The following is a 17,301-nucleotide window of genomic DNA, read 5'->3' on the forward strand; positions in this document are numbered from 1 at the left end:
TCGCCAGCCACTCAGCCCATCCGAACCCAGTCCGAAGGACCCACCATGTCAGACGAGATTCTCGAGCGGCGCAAGCGGCTGCTGCAGCAGCGACTGCGTGAACAGCAACTCGCGCCCGCGCCCGCGCGACCCGCGCGCGGCAGGCGCCCCAGCGATCCGGCTCCGCTCTCGTCCGCGCAGCAGCGGATGTGGTTCGTACAGACGGTCGCGCCGGAGGACACCACGCTCAACGTCTGCGTCGGCTACCGACTCGACGGTCCGTTGGACAGCGCGCGGTTGCGCGCCGCCTTCGACACCGTCGTGGCGCGGCACGAGATCCTGCGCACCACCTATCACGTCGGCGCGGACGGCGAGCCGTATCAAACGGCACACGCCGAACTGGGGCCGGTGTGGCAGCAGCAGGATCTCACGGATCTCTCCGAGGAAGGCCGAGGCAGGCGACTCGAGGTTCTGGCGAGGCGGGAGTTCGCGCGTCCGTTCGACCTGACCTCCGAGTCGCCGCTGCGAGTGACGTTGGCGCGCACCGGTCCGGCCGAACACGTGCTCGTGCTGACGATCCACCACATCGCTTGGGACGACGACTCCTGGTCGGTCTTCTTCGCCGAGCTCAATGCCGCCTACCGCGGTGACCCGCAGGCGGAGATCCGTGCGCAGTACGTGGACGTGTCGCTCGCCGAGCGGCCCGCCGAAGACGACGCCGACCTGGCGTACTGGCGCGAGCGGTTGACCCCGCTCCCGGAGCGGCTCGAGTTGCCCGGAACGCTCGCCGGTGGCGCGGCTACCCGCAACGCCGACAAGTGCGTGCTGCCGTTGCCCCAGGAACTGCTGGACCGGGTCACCGAGGTCGCGCGCGACCGTTCGGCCACCCCGTTCATGGTGCTGCTGGCCGCCTTCCAGGCGCTGGTCCAGCGGTACACCGCGGCGACCGACTTCCTCGTCGCGGTACCGGTGACCGACCGCCGCGGTAGCGACGCCGAGGCGCTGATCGGCTATTTCGGCAACACGCTGCTGTTGCGCGCCCGAATCCGTCCGGGGCGCAGCTTCGCCGAGCTGGTCGACGTGACGAGGGACGCCGCCCGCGACGCGTTCGCGCATCAAGGGATCGGCGTCGAACGGGTCGTCCGCGAGGTGAGTTCGGACCGGATCGCGGGCAGTGACGGCCTGGCCCAGCTCGTGCAGCTGAGCTTCAGCGTGCGCGGCGGGGCGAACGGGTTCGATCTCGCCGGGGTCCGCTCCACCGAGCTGCCGTGGGGAAGCACGGTCGCGCAGGAGCCGCTGGGACTGATGGTCGTCCTCGACGACGCGGGCGCGCGCGTGGAGGCCACCTACCTCGTCGACGAGCTGGACCGGTCGGTGGTGGCGCAATTGCTGCGCCACTACCTGGAATTGCTCACCGACGCGATGCGCGATCCACGGCAGCCGGTCCGCGCGATCGATATGCTCGGCGCCGCCGACCGCGCGGACATCGTCGCGGCATCGCACGGTCCGCTCGTCGACGCGCCCGCGACAACGCTGGTCGAGCTGGTGCAGCGGCAGGCCGCGGCGACCCCCGATCGCGTCGCGGTGGTATCCGACGAAGCCGAACTCACCTACGGCGAGCTGAACCGGCGGGCGAATCGCCTGGCGCACTGGCTGATCCGGCGCGGCGTCGGCGCCGAGCAGCTCGTCGCGCTGCGCATGGCGAACTCCATCGAATTCATCATCGCGAGCCTCGCGGTACTCAAGTCGGGTGGCGCGTACCTGCCGATCGATCCGGCCTATCCACCGGACCGCATCGACTATCTGCTGTCGGACGCGCGTCCGGCGCTGTCGTTCGACGCCGAAGCGATCGCGGCGGCGATGACCGAGGCGGTCGACGCGCCGGACACGAATCCCACCGACGCCGAACGCGAGTCGCCGCTGCGCCCGTCGAACATCGCCTACGTGATCTACACCTCGGGCTCCACTGGACAGCCCAAGGGCGTCCCCGTGCCGCACGACGCGATCGCCGATCACCTGGTGAACTTCGCCGCCGACTGGGACGCCAGCGTCCCGGAGCGGGTGTTGCAGGCCACCTCGGTGAGCTTCGACGCGTCGCTGGCCGACATCTTCCTGCCGCTGATCGCGGGCGCGAGCATCGTCGTCCCGAAACCGAACGCCTACCGCGATATTCCGTACGTCGCCGAGCTGATCGCTCGTCACGGGATCACCGTGCTGCACATGGTGCCCTCGCTGCTGGCCACTTTCCTCATGCTTCCCGAGGCGAACGACTGGCGGGCGTTGCGGCACGTGCCGGTCGGCGGCGAGGCGCTGCCCGGCGAGATCGCCGACCGGTTCGCCGCGCAATTCGACGCCGACCTGCGCAACCACTACGGGCCGACGGAAGCGGTGGTGTGCTCGACGTCCATGCCGGTCGACGGGCCGCAGGGCACCAGGATCGTGCCGATCGGATTCCCCAACCGCAACGTCTACGTCTACCTGCTCGACGACTCGCTGCGGCTGGTCCCGCCGGGCGTGATCGGCGAGATCTACTTGGGCGGACGCCAGCTCGCGCGCGGTTACCTGGATCGGCCCGCCCTGACCGCGGAGCGGTTCGTCGCCGACCCCTTCCTACCCGGCGGCAGGCTGTACCGCACCGGCGATCTCGCCCGGCGCACCGCCGAAGGCGAGATCGAATTCGTCGGCCGCGCCGACGAACAGGTGAAGGTGCGCGGGTTCCGCATCGAACTAGGTGAGGTGGAGGCCGCGGTGGCCGATCACCCCGGCGTCGCGCAGTGCGTCGCGATCGTCACCGAGCACGAGCGGCTCGGCCCGATCCTGGCCGCGTACCTGGTGCCCGCGCCGGGAAGCGAGATCGACCTCCAGCAGGTGCGCGCGACGGTCGCGGCGACGCTGCCCGAGCACATGGTCCCCGCGGCCTTCGCCGTGATCGACGAAGTGCCGTTGAGCGCCCACGGCAAGCTCGATCGCCGCGCGCTGCCGGAGCCGGTGCTGACTCGGACCCGCACGTATCGGGCGCCGGAAACGCCCACCGAGATCCGGCTCGCCGCGCTGTACGGCGAGCTGTTCGACACCGAGCGAGTTGGCGCCGACGACTCGTTCTTCGAACTCGGCGGCCACTCCCTGCTCGCGGCCCGGCTGGTCGCCCTGGTGCGCGACACGTTCGGGATCGATATCGACGTGCGCGCGGCGTTCGACACCCCGACGGTCGCCGGGCTCGCCGCGCATCTGGTCGCCCGGTACCACGATCGGTTCGGCGAGAATCTCGACGAGGTCGTTCCCACCGGCCTGCCCTCCGGTGACAACGCCGCGATGCCGGCGAAACGACCACGCCCCGAACGTATTCCGCTGTCGTACTCGCAGCGGGCGCTGTGGCTGCGGCGCAAGCTGGAAGGCCCGTTCGGGTGGGAGAACTTCCGGTTCGCCATCCGCTTCGACGGCGAACTCGACATCGCCTCGCTCACCGCGGCGCTCGGCGACGTCATCGCCCGTCACGAGTCGTTGCGCACCAGCTTCCCGGAGCACGAGGGCACGCCGTACCAGCGGGTGGCCCCGGCGGGACCGGTCGAGTTGCCCCGCACCGCGCTCGACGGCGCTCGCCTGGACGAGGCGCTGGCGGCCGAGGCGAACCATGTGTTCGACCTGGCCGGGGAGTCGCTGCTCCGCTTGCGCCTGTTCGTCCTGGACGAGCGCACCCACGTGCTGTCGGTGCTGACCCATCACATGGTCACCGACCGGGAATCGTGCCGGGTCTTCCTCGAGGACCTCACCGTCGCCTACCGCGCGCGGGTGAGCGGCACGGCCCCGTCCTGGCCGGAACCGGCGCTGCACTTCGCCGACTTCGCGGTGTGGCAACGCGATACCTTCGACCACGCCCCCGGCCGCGACGATCTGAGCGAATACGGCAAAGCGCGACTCGACTACTGGCGCGCGGCCTTGGCGGGCCTGCCGGTGGAGATCGCGGTCGGCCACGACCGCCCGCGTCCCGCGCGGCTGGGCCATGCGGGCGTCAGCGCGACCCGGATCGTCGCGGCCGAGACGTGGCAGGCACTGCGATCGCTGGCGGAGACGACCGGCGCGACCGAGTTCATGCTGTGCCAGGCAGCGGCCGCGGTGCTGGTGCACACCCTCGGCGGCGGCGACGACGTGCCGATCGGCGCGACGGTCGCCAATCGGCCCTGGCGGTCGGTGGACCGGCTGATCGGCCTGTTCGCCGACATGATGGTGCTGCGCAACGATCTTTCGGGCGACCCGTCGCCGCGAACCGTGCTCCAGCGGGTGCGCGAATCGGCGCTCGGCGCTCTCGGCCACCAGGACGTACCGTTCGAGCGGATCGTGGAAACGCTCAACCCGCCCCGGGTACTCGGCCGCAATCCGCTGTTCCAGGTGATCATGCAGTTCGGGCACACCGCGCCGACCGTCGGCTTCACCGCCGAGACCACGCTGACCCCGCTCACGCCGCGGTACGACGCCGCGTTCATGGACTTCCACCTGGATTTCCTGGTGGAACCCGGTGGCGAGTTGCTGGTGCGGGTGGTGGTCAACTCGGAGCTCTACGACCCGGCCTCCGGCGAGGAATTCGCCGACACGCTGGTGCGGATCTTGACCGCGTTCGCCACGAAACCCGATACCGCGGTGCGGGAATCGAACCTCGCGCCGCAGGGCTGGGACACCGCGCGTACCGCTGTGCGCCACGCGGCGTCCGAGGCCACGGTCGGCGAGGCCGAGGCGGGCCCGCCGCAGACCGAGACCGAGCGCGCTCTGGCGGCGCTGTTGGAGGAACTGCTGGAGATCACCGACGTGGACCGCACGGACGGATTCTTCGCGCTCGGCGGAGACAGCGTCATCGCGATCCAGTGGGCCGCGCGAGCGGGCGAGGCGGGCCTGGCGCTCACCCCGCAGCTGATCTTCGAGCACTTCACGCTGCACGAACTGGCGGCGGCCGTCGACGCGGCCGCCGATCGGGCGGCGGGCGCGCCGGCGCCGGAGGAGCACCGGTACGAGCCGATGTCGGCCTCGGGCCTGTCCGGTGACGCGTTGGCCATGCTGCGCGAATCCTGGTCCGCGCAGCGCTGATTCGGGTGAGCCGGTCACGGTCGCACCGCGACCGGCGCACTGCCATTGGACCTGGGGGCAGCGACGATTAGGGTTGCACCTCGATGGATTCGGTGTCTGTTTGGATCATGTTCCCGGTCATTCTGACTATCGCGGCGATCACGGTCGGCCGGTGGTTCCTGGTCGCGGACAGTGTCACCGATCGCATGATCAACCATGCGTGGGCGTGGAATCTGTGCGGTCTGGCGCTTTATGTCGCCGCCGCGGCGGCAGGGGCCGCGCAACTCGGGCAGCGACTGTTCCTGTGCTGCGGACTGATGACCACCGCCGTCGTCCTGGTGCTCGCGCAACTGGCGGCGGGTGCGGACCCCGAGGTCATGCTGCGACGGCAGAAGATCTACGCCGCCGTCGCCGCCGTGAGTTCGATTCTGACACTGATCTTTTCGCCCTTCGCCCGGAACGTGCTGCACGTCGGTTTGGACGAGATCGTGTGGACGTTGTCGGAGCTGCCCATGGTGGCCAGCGGATATCTGGTCGCACATGCCAGTCTCCGAGAGCTGCGCACCGCCGCGCGGATGACGAAGGAGAAGCTGACGTATTCGGCGCTGCTGTTCCTCGCGGTCTATTGGGCCGCGGCGGCAGTGGTCACCGTGGTCCGCGCGCTCTTCGGCGTCCCGCCGAGCCATCCGGGGAACGTGCTGGCGAACTCGTCCTTCTTCTGTGTATTGATCATCGCGACGCTCACGGCGATACCGCTTTTCACCGCTGTGCTGACGCGCGCGGGGCTGGACAAGACCGGTCGGCGCTGCCGCCGTCTGCGTCCGCTGTGGTGTGACCTGACCGCCGCCGTCCCAGAGGTCGTGTTGAGTCGGTCCGACGACGGAGACGGCGGCGCGGCGTCCCGGCTCTATCGGATGACGGTGGAGATCCAAGACGCGCTTTTGCATTTGAAGCCGTATATGCCGTCGCCCGCGCCGGGGCGGGAGGCCGCCGACGCGGGTCACGGCGTCGGCGATTACGCCCGTCAGATCGCCCACGCCATCCGGTCTCGAGCCGCCGGGCTGCGTCCGGTCACACCGACCGCTCCGTTCGCCGCCGTGGCGACCGGTGGTCACGATCGTGCCAACGGCTTGCGGCAATTACTCGAATTGGCGCGGGAATGGCCGAAAGCACGCGCCGATGTAGGTTAGGCATACCTATTTAGGGTCGGCTAAGCTGTGCCCCAGCAGTCCAGACCGCCGGTTCCGGCGGCAGACAAGGAGTGGCAGCGCGATGGAGTCGACACAGCGTCGGGCAGAAGGAACGGTGGACATCGGCCGGGAGGAGATCCGGTCCGCGGTGGCCGACCAACTGGGCCTCGCCGCCACGGAGATCGCCGATCACGACGACCTCATCCAACTGGGGCTGGACTCGATTCGCACCATGAAGCTCGCGGGCGGCTGGCGCAAACGCGGCGCCGACATCAACTTCGCTCAGCTGGCGGCCAGCCCTACGGTGGCTTCCTGGCACGGTCTGCTCGGCGCGAGTGCGGTCGGGCGGGCGGCAGGCCCGGTGACCGTCGTGCCGGTGGCGACCGCGGACGACGAGGCGGCGCCCTTCCCCTTGGCCACCATGCAGCACGCGTACTGGATCGGCCGCTCCGACGAACAAGAGCTCGGCGGCGTCGCGGCGCACTTGTACATCGAATTCGACGGCGGCCGTATCGATCCGGAGCGGCTGGAGCGCGCGGTGGCCGATCTGGTCGCCACCCATCCCATGCTGCGCACCAGGTTCCTGCCGGATGGCACCCAGCAGACCATGACCGCCCCTGGTAGGCCGGTGTTGGAGGTCGTCGACCTGCGTGATCGGTCGCCCGAGGCGGCCGACGCCGCGCTCGCCGAGCTGCGTGACCGCAAGACCCACCAGCGTCTGGCCATCGAAGACGGTCAGGTCATCGATGTCACGCTCACCTTGCGCGACGCGGACCGCAGTCGACTGCACCTGGATGTCGACATGCTCGCGGGCGACGCCATGAGCTACCGGGTCCTGATCGGCGATCTGGCCGAGCTGTACCACGGGAGGGCCGTGCCGGTCCCCGGCTACACCTATCGCAGGCACCGCACCGAGCACCAGGGGGACGGCGCCACTCGCGAGCGTGACCGGCAGTGGTGGCAGGAGCGGCTGCCGGAACTGCCGGGCGCGCCGGAACTTCCCACCGTGCCGGTGAGTGAGCGCACCGACCCGAATCGCACCGTTCGTTACGACCACTGGCTGGAGCCGGAAGCCAAGCAGCGGTTGCTCGCCGCCGCACACGAGCGCGGCATCACTCCGGCCATGGCGCTGGCCGCGGTATTCGCCGAGACCATCGGCGGTTGGTCAGCGCAGAGCCGATTCCTGCTGAACGTGCCGCTGTTCCACCGGGATCCGGTGCACCCCGACATCGATCGGGTGATCGGCGACTTCACGTCCTCGATCATGCTGGAGGTGGACGTCACCGACAGCATGTCGGTCACCGAGCGCGCCCGCACGTTACAGCGCGGCATGCACGAAAGCGGTGCGCATACCGCGTATTCCGGGCTCGAAGTGCTGCGGGATCTGGGTAGGCATCGCGGTGAACCCGTGCTGGCCCCGGTCGTCTACACCAGCGCGCTGAACTTGGGCGAGCTGTTCGCCGACACGGTCACCGAGACCTTCGGCGAGCCCGTGTGGATCATCTCGCAGGGCCCGCAGGTACTGCTCGACGCGCAGGTCACCGAGGTCCGCGGCGGGCTGCTGTTGAACTGGGACGTGCGCGCGTCGGCCTTCCCCGACGGCATGATCGACGCCATGTTCGCCTGGTACCGCGCGGCGATCGGGCGGCTCGGTGACGGGGCGGCAGGGTGGAACGCGGAGGCCGCCGTGCGGCTGCCGGTCGACCAGGCCGCGGTGCGCGCCGCGGTCAACGCCACCGACGGCCCGGTCAGCGGGCGGTCCCTGCACCAGGGGTTCTTCGACAACGCGGCGGCGAATCCCGAAGCGCCCGCCGTGGTCTGGGGCCTGGGCGACGGCCGAGGCGCCTGGAGCTACGGGGAGTTGGCCGCTCGCGCGCTGGCGGTGGCGGGGGCCTTGCGCGCCGAGGGCGTGGAGCCGGGCGACGCGGTCGCCGTCGCGCTGCCGAAGGGGCCGGACCAGGTCACCGCCGTGCTCGGTGTGCTCGCCGCCGGGGCGACCTACGTGCCCATCGGATTCGATCAGCCTGCGGGCCGCCGGGCGGAGATCCTCCGCACCGGCGGTGTCCACGCGGCGCTGACGGTCGAGGGCGCGGACCTGGGCGCACCGATCACGTGCCTGTCCATCGACGCGGCCAGTGCCTATCCGGAGCCGCTCGCGGCCCCCGTCTACCCGGACACCGGCGATATCGCCTACGTGCTGTTCACCTCCGGATCGACCGGCGTGCCCAAGGGTGTCGAGATCCCACACCGTGGCGCGATGAACACCATCGACGCGTTGAACGAGTGGTTCGGCGTCGGCGGCGCCGACCGCTCGCTGGGCCTGTCCGCCCTGGAATTCGACCTCTCGGTCTACGACATCTTCGGCTTGTTCGCGGTGGGCGGCGCGGTCGTGACCGTCGATCCGGAACAGCGCGCCGACCCGTCCAGCTGGGTGGAACTGCTGCGCACACATCGGGTCTCGATTCTCAACTGCGTGCCGAGCATGCTGGACATGATCCTGGAGATCGGCGGTGATCAGCTGGGCGATTCGCTGCGCGCGGCCATCCTCGGCGGGGACTGGGTCGGCGCGGATCTCGCTCGCAGGCTGTCGGCGCAGGCGCCGGGTTGCCGATTCGCCGGACTCGGCGGCGCGACCGAGACCTCCATCCACACCACCATCTGCGAGGTGACGGGTGAACCGCCCGCGCACTGGGCGACCGTGCCGTTCGGCGTTCCGTTGCGCAACGTCCGATGCCGCGTCGTCTCTCCCGCGGGCCGCGACTGCCCGGACTGGGTGCCGGGCGAACTGTGGGTCGGCGGCGTCGGTGTCGCCGCCGGCTACCGCAACGACCCGGAGCGCACCGCGGAACGCTTCGTCGAACACGACGGCATCCGCTGGTACAAGACCGGCGATATGGCCAGGTACTGGCCCGACGGCACGATCGAATTCCTCGGCCGTGCCGACCACCAGGTCCAGATCCGCGGATACCGGGTCGAACTCGGCGAGGTCGAGACCGCGTTGCGCACGGTGCCCGGCGTCCGGCACGCCGTCGCGGCGGTCGTCGGTGCGGGCGCACCCAAGCTGGTCGCCGCCGTCGCGGGTGACCTGGACGAGATCGGCGACATCGCTACGGCGCTCGCGGACCTGTTGCCCGGTTACATGATTCCCGTTCGGATCGAGCTCCTCGAGCAGATGCCGTTGACCGCCAATGGGAAATTGGACCGCCGCGCCGTGGTCGCCCTGCTCGAGCCAGGGGTGGGGGAGGACCGGGAGACCGCCCCACGCGACGACGTGGAGGCCGCGCTCGCCGACATCGTCGCGACCGTCCTCGGCATCGATGCGATCGGCGTGCACGACGACTTCTTCGGCCGCGGCGGCGATTCCGTGCTCGCCACGACTGTCATCGCCCGCGTGCGCGAGTGGTTGCAAGCCGAGCACGCGCTGGTCGCGGACCTGTTCGCCGCACGCACCGTCGCCCGGCTGGCCGAGTGCCTGCGGGAGCGCGAGATTCGGCACGGCGCGGGCGGCAGGCTGTCCGCGGTGGCCCGGCTCTACCTCGAGGTCGCCGCGATGACGGACGAGGAGATCCTCGCGCAGACGTGAAAGCGGTTGCCCGGCAGCGCGGTTGTCCACGACGCACCGATCGGTGAGCGCGCCCGGCGGTCTTCGGTCCGCAGGCGGACCTGTGGACTGTCCGCGCTCCTCTCCGGATCGACCCTGATGAGGGGCGTCGCCGCAGGCTCGCGTCGCCCCAGCGCGGACGCCGCTCCGAGCACGCGGGCGCAGTCTGTCGCCGTGGACGCGGTCGAGTGGGTCATTCCCACACAGCCGATCGGGTCCCGCTGTGGACATGCGGCGGCGGGCAAGCAGCGCGTACCACCGCTTGCCGGGCCGAGTCGACTGACGCGGCGGCTATTTCGCCGCAGCGGCGAAGGCGGGTTCCAGCTTGTCGAGGATGTACGGCACCGAGAGCGCCGTCGGCGTGTTCACGGCGCTGATCTCCTGGGTGGTGAGGAACACGACCGAGCCCTTCTTGACCGCGGGCAGGTCGGCGTAGCCGGGGAGCTGCCGGAACTTCTCGTCCAAGCCGGGGGCGTAGCCGGCCAGCAAGAGATCGGCGGTCAATTCGTCGACCCGCTCCGGGGACAGGGCCAGCCTGCCCTGATTGGCGGGCAGGTCGGTGAGGTTCTTCGGAATGCCGAGACCCAATTGGGTGAAGACCTTCGACGATCCGTCGTCGGGGTCGGTCAACACCATGAGCTGTGCCGGACCGGCCAGCCAGGTACTGGCGAACGTCTTGCCCTTCAATCCGGGGTTCGCGGCGGCGATCGCGGCGACCTTGTCATCCACCTTCGCGATCACCTTGCTCGCCTCGTCCGGCTTGTGCAGCACCTTGCCGAGGGTGGTGATCTGGTCCTGCCAGGGCGCTACCGCCGCTTTGCTCAGGGCGGGCAACGTGGGCGCGACGCGAGAGAGTTCGTCGTAGGTCTTCTGGTCGGCGATGAACGGATCGACCAGGATCAGGTCCGGCTCCAGCGCGGCGACCTGTTCGGCGAGGTTCCCAGTGCTGGTGAGCGCCTTCGCCGATGCGAGGCTCCCCGGCTCCCACGGCGGGGTGCTCTTGGAGGCGATCGCGACATTGTCGAGGTATCCGACGGGCACCACGCCGAGCGCGAGCGTGGTGTCCAGCCACTGGTTGCCGAGGGCGACGATCTTGTTCGGGGTGCCTTCGACGGTCGTCTCGCCGCGGGCGTGGTGGATGGTCACCTGTTCGCCGCCGGACGCCGAGTCGTCCTCCGCCGATCCGCACGCGGCCAGGCCGAGGGCGAGGACTCCCGTCAGCACCGTCAGCGCCGCCCGCGACCAACGGCCGCGCGTCCGAACAGAGTTCATCTGCCGCACCTTCCTTCCAAGCAAGCTAGCCAAGGCTAACCTATGTAGCTCCCGGGTGGTATCGGTGCTCGGCGGATGCGGCTCCATTTGATGGTTACATCGGCTAACTATATAGTTTGCCGTGGTAACTATCTGGTGAGGGGCTGTCCGTGACGAATCCATCCATCGAAGTCGATCCGGGTGATGTCCGAACCATCCGGCGCCGGTTGCGCTACGACCGGGACCATCCGCGCTACAAGTGGATCGTTCTGACCAACACCACGCTGGGTGTCCTGCTCACGGCGATCAATTCCTCGATCGTGCTGATCTCGCTGCCCGCGATCTTCCGCGGCGTCGGGCTCAACCCACTCGAGGCGGGCAATGTCGGGTACCTGCTGTGGATGCTGATGGGTTACCTGCTCGCCACCGCCGTGCTGGTGGTGATGTTCGGGCGGCTCGGCGACATCTTCGGCCGGGTGCGGGTGTACAACCTGGGCTTCACCATCTTCGCGCTGTCGGCGGTCGCCTTGTCCTTCGATCCGTGGCACGGGGGCGCGGGCGCGTTGTGGATCATCGTCTGGCGCGTCGTCCAGGGTGTCGGCGGCGCGATGCTGACGGCCAACTCCTCGGCGATCCTCACCGATGCCTTCCCCGCGAGCCAGCGCGGCACCGCGCTCGGCATCAACATGGTCGCCGCGGTGGCCGGTTCGTTCTTCGGCCTGCTCATCGGTGGCGTGCTGTCGGAATGGGATTGGCGTGCGGTGTTCTGGGTCAGTGTCCCGATCGCCGTTCTCGGCGCGGTCTGGTCCTATCGTTCGCTGCACGAGGTCGGCATCCGGACCTCGGGCAAACTGGACTGGGCGGGCACCATCACCTTCGGTCTCGGACTCACGGCGCTGCTCACCGGCATCACCTACGGCATCCAGCCCTACGGCGGCCACGCGACCGGCTGGACGAGCCCGTGGGTGCTGGCCGCTGTACTCGGCGGCCTTCTCCTGCTGGTCGCGTTCTGCGTAGTGGAGACGAGGGTCCCCGATCCGATGTTCCACCTGGGCCTGTTCCGCCACCGCGCCTTCGGTCTCGGCAACTTCGCCAATCTGATGGTCTCGATCGGACGTGGCGGCATGCAGTTCATGCTCATCATCTGGCTACAGGGCATCTGGCTTCCGCTGCACGGGTACGACTTCGAGTCCACCCCGCTGTGGGCAGGCATCTACCTGCTGCCGTTGACCATCGGCTTCCTCGCCGCAGGCCCGATATCGGGCTGGCTGTCCGATCGCTACGGGCCCCGGCTGTTCACCACCGGAGGCGCGTTGCTGACCGGCGCGACCTTCATCTTGCTGCTGGTCATCCCGGTGAACTTCGACTACTGGCTGTTCGCGTCGATCACCGTGCTCAACGGCATCGGCAGCGGGCTGTTCTTCTCGCCGAACACCGCCGCCATCATGTCCAGCGTTCCCGCCGCCCAGCGCGGCGCGGCCTCCGGGATGCGCGGCACCCTCTTCAACGGCGGCAACGCGCTGTCCATGGGAATCTTCTTCTCCCTGATGGTCCTCGGACTGGCGGCGAGCCTGCCATCGGCGCTGGACTCCGGTCTGCGCGCACAGGGCGTCTCCGCTGGAGCCGCCGCCGAACTCGCCGGCATGCCGCCGGTGGCGAGCATGTTCGCCGCGTTCCTCGGCTACAACCCGATCCAGGAGCTGCTCGGACCGTCGGGTGAACTCGACAAGCCAGGCGTCAACGCCGAAACCCTCACGGGCCAGGAGTTCTTCCCGAACCTGCTCACCGGCCCGTTCCACTCCGGATTGCTCGTGGTGTTCGTCTCGGCGGCGGTGATGATGCTGCTGGCGGCCGTGGCGTCGTGGTTCATCGGCGAGAAGTACGTCTACGACGAGGCCGCCGAACTCGCCGAAGCCGATCGGGTCACGGAGGACACGTCCGCCGCGGTGCCCGTGCGCTGAAACACCGCGGCGGTTTCGCGCCCGGGCTGGCCCCACGCCGAGCGACGGCATACGGTCGATCGCGATGAACGCTGTTCCGACTCCAGTGGTGCTGTCGGTTGTCGTATTCGTCGCGCTCATGACCGCCGGGCGGTGGGTGCTCGTCGACGAGACGGCTACCGATCGGCTGATCAACCGCACGTTCAGCTGGAACCTGCTAGGTCTGCTGCTGTACGAGGTGACCGTCGCGGTGGGCCGTCCCGAGTTCGGGCCGCGCCTCTATCTCGGCTGCGGTCTCCTGGCGCTCGGCAGTTTCTACGGGCTGGCCAGGCTTGTCGACGGCGCCGATGCGGCAACCGTCCACCTGCGTCAGCGGCGATACGATGCGACGGCGGTCGCTGCCGTTGTTTCGCTGATCGTCGCCACGCCGATCCTGCGGTGGGCCTGGCAGTTGGACTATGTCGAAATCGTATGGACGATGTCCGCGCTCCCTGGAGGTCTCTGTGGGCTGCTCTTCGCCCGCGCCTGCGTTCGCGAACTGCGCGCCAGAGGCGTTTCGATCAGAGAGAAGCTGACGTTCGCGGTACTGCTGGCGTTCGCGACCTATTGGCTGATCTCGATGACGATCATGGTAGGTCGCGCGCTCACCGGTACGCCTCCGAGCCAGCCGGGCAAGGTGTGGGCCGTCGCGGCGGTTCTCACGTTCTCCGCCGTCACCCTGTTGACCATGATCCCCCTGGTCACAGCGCTGCTGGCGCGAACGGGCTTGGATCGGACCGGCCGTGACTGCCGTAGGTTGCGGCCGCTGTGGCGAGATCTCACCGCGGTGGTGCCGGAAGTGGTTCTGGCGGAGGACGGTTCCGCGCCGAGGGAAGCCACGTCCCGGCTCTATCGGATGACCGTCGAGATCTGGGATGCGCTGCTACACCTGAGACCGTATGTACCCGCTTTGCCCGAGGCCGGCTCGCCCGCCGGTCGCGACGATGCGCGTCGCTCTGCCCTCCAGGTCGCGCTGGCCGTGCGAGCCAAACGCGACGGTGACACACCGACTCCCGGCTCGATGGCTGCGGGCGCGGCGCATGGGGAGGCTCGCGATCGCGCGGCGGAGTTCCGGTTCCTGCTCGAATTGGCGCGTGTATGGCCGGAAGCCGTCGCGGCCGTGGGATATCGGTCGGACACGGCGCGGTTTTCCACAATCGCGGCGGTGTCCCGATAGCCGGACGTGTCTCGGCGACACGGCGAATCGACGGACATGATCGTTCCGCCCGGGCCACTCGGCGCCCGGATTCGGCTCTTACCGTATGTATCCGGTCGGTACGTCATGGATCGGTCGCTCGCGCGGCCCGACCGCCGGGTGCGGGCAAGGCCGGCGGTGATCAGACCCCGCGGTGCTCGCACACGCGATCCATGCGCGAGCACCGATGGTGCGGATCACCGTGCGGTGACGGGCTCCTGGCGGGTCTCGTTGCGCAGGCCGACGGACATGATGTCGGAGGGTTCGTCGAGTTCGATGCGGTGCCAGCGGTTGCGGGGGACGACGAACGCGGTGCCCGCGGTGAGGCGCACCATCGTCTCGTCGTCGCCCGCGTGCTCCGGTCGCAGGTAGAGACGCAACGCGCCGGTCAGGCAGCACACCGCTTCGTCGCTGCCGGGATGGACTTCCCAGTGGTCGGCGTGCACGTCGGCATCGGATTCGACGTGGAACGTCGCGAGCTGCCAGTCGCCGTCGCCGGTGCTCATCCGGCGTTCACCGGCTGCTACGTGGCCGTCATGGCCGAAATGGATTGCGCGGCCGAACAAGTCGATCGGGGCCTGATTCATGATGCTTCCTCTCGTCGGATTGGATGAGACTTTCCGGGCCGATCAAGGGCGGTGCCGGAACGAAGTGGGGGAGTGGATCGCCGTGCGCGGCATGGATTCCGGCATCGGATCCATGCCGCACCAATGCGGATCGGCAGCAGCGAGGTCCGGTGGTAGCGGCTCGGTGCGCGGTCAGTGCAGAGCACTCGGCGCAATCCGACCCGTCCGGGCTCTCGGGGCGGTTGCGCTGTCTTATGGTCGCGCGGCGGAAAATTCCTCGGATAGTTCGGCTTTGGGTCGAACCACGTCTGCTCTGTGGGTGGAAATCGTGCGGTGCGTCCTCGGCAGCACAGTCGCGGCGACGACGCTCGCAACGGCGAAAAGTCCCGCCGCGCAACACAGCGCGAGGGCGTAACCGTCGTTCAGCGCCGCGGGCGCGACGCTTTCTCCGGTGCGCGCCGCCGCGACGGTGGCGAGTGCGGCCACCCCGACACATCCACCCAGCTGCCGCGCGCTGTTGAAGGCCCCGGAAGCCATTCCCGCTTCGTGGGGCGCGACGCCCATGTTCGCGGCGGCGGCCACGGGAGCCAGGCACAGTCCGAGGCCGAAGCCGCCCAGCAGCGAGGGTCCTAGAACATCGGCGAGGAAACTGCCGTCGGCGCTGATGAAAGCGAACCAGCCGATACCCGCAGTGGTGAGCACCCCGCCGATGACGAGTGCCGCTTTCGGGGACCGGCGGCCACCCACGCGAGTGGCGACCACCGTGCCGACAATGACACTGAGCGAGAACGGCACGAAAGCCGCACCCGCCGCGCCCGCGCTCATGCCCAGGACCTGCTGCTGGTACAGCGACAGCAGATAGAACGCGCTGAATTGGCCCGCCGCGGCCAAGAATACGAACACATTCGCTCCGGCCACCCAGCGGTTGCCCAAGAGTCCGAGCCGAACCAATGGTGTCGACGTACGCGCCTCGACCGCGAGAAAAGCCGCGAGCAGCATCGCACCGGCCCCGAGTGTGAGGGCTGTGGCGGCGGAGAACCAACCGTGGTGTTCGGTCCGCACCACGCCGACCACCAGCAAACCTATTCCGCCGGTGGCCAGGACGGCGCCCGGCACATCGACCCGCGCTCGCCCGCTCACTCGATCGGCCGCCACACCGGCCACCGCCGCGACCGATGCGATCACCACGATCGGGACGTTGACGAGCATCACCCAGCGCCAGTTGGCGTACTCGGTCAGCAATCCGCCCACCAGCACGCCGATCGCGCCGCCCGCCGCGTTCACCGCGCTCCACACGCCGAGCGCTCGCACCCGGGCGGGGCCTTCCGGAAATGTCGTGGTCAACGTGGCCAAGGCGGCGGGCGCCACGGCCGCCGCCGCGAGTCCCTGGACGGCCCGCGCGGCGACGAGTTGCCATGGCTGCTGCGCGAATCCGCCCACCAGCGAGGCGAGGCCGAACATCACGAGCCCGCCGGTGAACAACCTGCGCCGCCCGAACAGGTCGCACGCCTTTCCACCCAACAGCAGGAACCCGCCGAAAGTCAGCGCGTAGACGTGCACCACCCAGGCCAGATCGACCGGCGCGAAGCCCAGATCGGCGCGGATGGCCGGCAGCGCCACGTTCACCACCGCCATGTCCAACGCGACCATGAACTGCGCGACGGCCACCGCCGTCAGAGCGACGCCGGGCCGCCCGCGAGAGTTTTTATACATGTATAGAAAGTAACCGCGCGAGTCGCCCCGTGTCCACACCCGGTTCTGCGGATGGGCGAAGATGGACAGATGCCGAGTTCGTCGTCGCAGCCACAACGCACCGGCCGACCTGCGCGTATCTCCCGAGCGGAGATCCTCGCGGCGGCCAATTCGGTGATCGAGGCCGATGGCGTGGCGAAGCTGACCATGCGCCGCCTCGCCACCGAACTCGGCTGCACGCCGATGGCGCTCTACCACCACGTCCGGGACAAGGAAGACCTGCTGCGCCTACTGCTCAACGAGTACGCCGACCAGGTGGCGTGGCCGGACCTGCCGGAGGAGCCGCGCGAGCGCGTCCGCGTCGCGGCGCGCGCCATGCACGACGTGCTCGCCGCACGGCCGTGGATCGTCGAAATCCTCACCGCCGACGATCTTTTGGGAGTTTCGGCGCTCTGGGTCAGCGAATCCATCGTGGACGGATTCGTCGCGGGAGGTCTACCGCTGGACCGCGCCGCCCAGGCGTACCGCGTCATCTGGCATTACACGGCGGGCGACCTCATCGTGCGCGCCCGATCCGCCCGCCGGGCCGCGGAGGACCGTCCCACCTTCCGCGCACAAGTCTTCGCCGACCTCGACGCCGACAGCTTCCCCCGCTTGGCCGCCCTCGGTTCCGACTACCTGTCCCTGGCCGCTCAGGACACCTACGACCTGGGCCTCGACGCCCTCATCGACGGTCTGCTCCGGTCCGCATAGCGATCGAGCCCGCCGCGACGGGCAGGCTCGAACCGCGCTT

Annotated in this window: 9 protein-coding genes; 6 read left to right on the top strand and 3 right to left on the bottom strand. The window is 69.2% G+C overall.

Annotated features, from left to right (window positions below; all coding sequences use genetic code 11):
- Positions 1 to 45: 45 nt before the first annotated feature.
- The 3 genes from ACWESM_RS15170 (at position 46) to ACWESM_RS15180 (ending at position 9,807) form a co-directional block, all read left to right on the top strand.
- Entirely contained in the window at positions 46 to 5,055 is a 5,010-nt protein-coding gene (locus ACWESM_RS15170) for an amino acid adenylation domain-containing protein (RefSeq protein ID WP_452492227.1), read from the top strand.
- Positions 5,056 to 5,147: 92 nt separating this feature from the next.
- On the top strand, positions 5,148 to 6,224 hold the full coding sequence (locus ACWESM_RS15175; RefSeq protein ID WP_397277039.1) for an MAB_1171c family putative transporter: 1,077 nt from the start codon (positions 5,148 to 5,150) through the stop codon (positions 6,222 to 6,224).
- A gap of 82 nt (positions 6,225 to 6,306) precedes the next feature.
- The gene (locus ACWESM_RS15180) at positions 6,307 to 9,807 is read left to right on the top strand and encodes a non-ribosomal peptide synthetase (RefSeq protein WP_452492228.1); all 3,501 of its coding nucleotides are present in this window, start codon (positions 6,307 to 6,309) and stop codon (positions 9,805 to 9,807) included.
- Positions 9,808 to 10,116: 309 nt separating this feature from the next.
- Here ACWESM_RS15180 and ACWESM_RS15185 read toward each other — a convergent pair whose 3' ends face one another.
- Entirely contained in the window at positions 10,117 to 11,097 is a 981-nt protein-coding gene (locus ACWESM_RS15185) for an ABC transporter substrate-binding protein (RefSeq protein ID WP_355076083.1), read from the bottom strand.
- A 149-nt stretch (positions 11,098 to 11,246) separates the two neighbouring features.
- Here ACWESM_RS15185 and ACWESM_RS15190 point away from each other — a divergent pair, with 149 nt between their 5' ends.
- Together ACWESM_RS15190 and ACWESM_RS15195 are read left to right on the top strand one after the other, a co-directional pair.
- The gene (locus tag ACWESM_RS15190; RefSeq protein ID WP_364430735.1) at positions 11,247 to 13,037 is read left to right on the top strand and encodes an MFS transporter; all 1,791 of its coding nucleotides are present in this window, start codon (positions 11,247 to 11,249) and stop codon (positions 13,035 to 13,037) included.
- A gap of 64 nt (positions 13,038 to 13,101) precedes the next feature.
- Positions 13,102 to 14,232: an MAB_1171c family putative transporter gene (locus ACWESM_RS15195; RefSeq protein ID WP_412807262.1), complete on the top strand. Its 1,131-nt coding sequence runs from the start codon at positions 13,102 to 13,104 to the stop codon at positions 14,230 to 14,232.
- Between the two features lie 215 nt (positions 14,233 to 14,447).
- On the opposite strand, the gene ACWESM_RS15200 is transcribed toward ACWESM_RS15195, so the two are convergent.
- Positions 14,448 to 14,837, bottom strand: a complete 390-nt coding sequence (locus ACWESM_RS15200) for a cupin domain-containing protein (protein ID WP_397073900.1) — start codon at positions 14,835 to 14,837, stop codon at positions 14,448 to 14,450.
- 231 nt (positions 14,838 to 15,068) lie between these two features.
- Complete coding sequence (locus ACWESM_RS15205) at positions 15,069 to 16,529, bottom strand: MFS transporter (RefSeq protein WP_452492231.1); 1,461 nt, start codon at positions 16,527 to 16,529, stop codon at positions 15,069 to 15,071.
- Positions 16,530 to 16,598: 69 nt separating this feature from the next.
- Between ACWESM_RS15205 and ACWESM_RS15210 the strand changes: the two genes are divergently transcribed.
- Positions 16,599 to 17,261 carry a TetR/AcrR family transcriptional regulator gene (locus ACWESM_RS15210; protein ID WP_364430747.1) on the top strand — a complete coding sequence of 221 codons (663 nt, stop codon included), beginning with the start codon at positions 16,599 to 16,601 and terminating at the stop codon, positions 17,259 to 17,261.
- Positions 17,262 to 17,301 lie beyond the last annotated feature (40 nt).

The organism is Nocardia sp. NPDC003999, from assembly GCF_053604885.1.

Excerpts from the sequence above, each read along its gene's own strand:
- ACWESM_RS15205 (WP_452492231.1), bottom strand. The coding sequence starts at position 16,529 with ATGTATAAAAACTCTCGCGGGCGGCCCGGCGTCGCTCTGACGGCGGTG.
- ACWESM_RS15170 (WP_452492227.1), top strand. The coding sequence starts at position 46 with ATGTCAGACGAGATTCTCGAGCGGCGCAAGCGGCTGCTGCAGCAGCGA.
- ACWESM_RS15180 (WP_452492228.1), top strand. The coding sequence starts at position 6,307 with ATGGAGTCGACACAGCGTCGGGCAGAAGGAACGGTGGACATCGGCCGG.
- ACWESM_RS15200 (WP_397073900.1), bottom strand. The coding sequence starts at position 14,837 with ATGAATCAGGCCCCGATCGACTTGTTCGGCCGCGCAATCCATTTCGGC.
- ACWESM_RS15195 (WP_412807262.1), top strand. The coding sequence starts at position 13,102 with ATGAACGCTGTTCCGACTCCAGTGGTGCTGTCGGTTGTCGTATTCGTC.
- ACWESM_RS15210 (WP_364430747.1), top strand. The coding sequence starts at position 16,599 with ATGCCGAGTTCGTCGTCGCAGCCACAACGCACCGGCCGACCTGCGCGT.
- ACWESM_RS15185 (WP_355076083.1), bottom strand. The coding sequence starts at position 11,097 with ATGAACTCTGTTCGGACGCGCGGCCGTTGGTCGCGGGCGGCGCTGACG.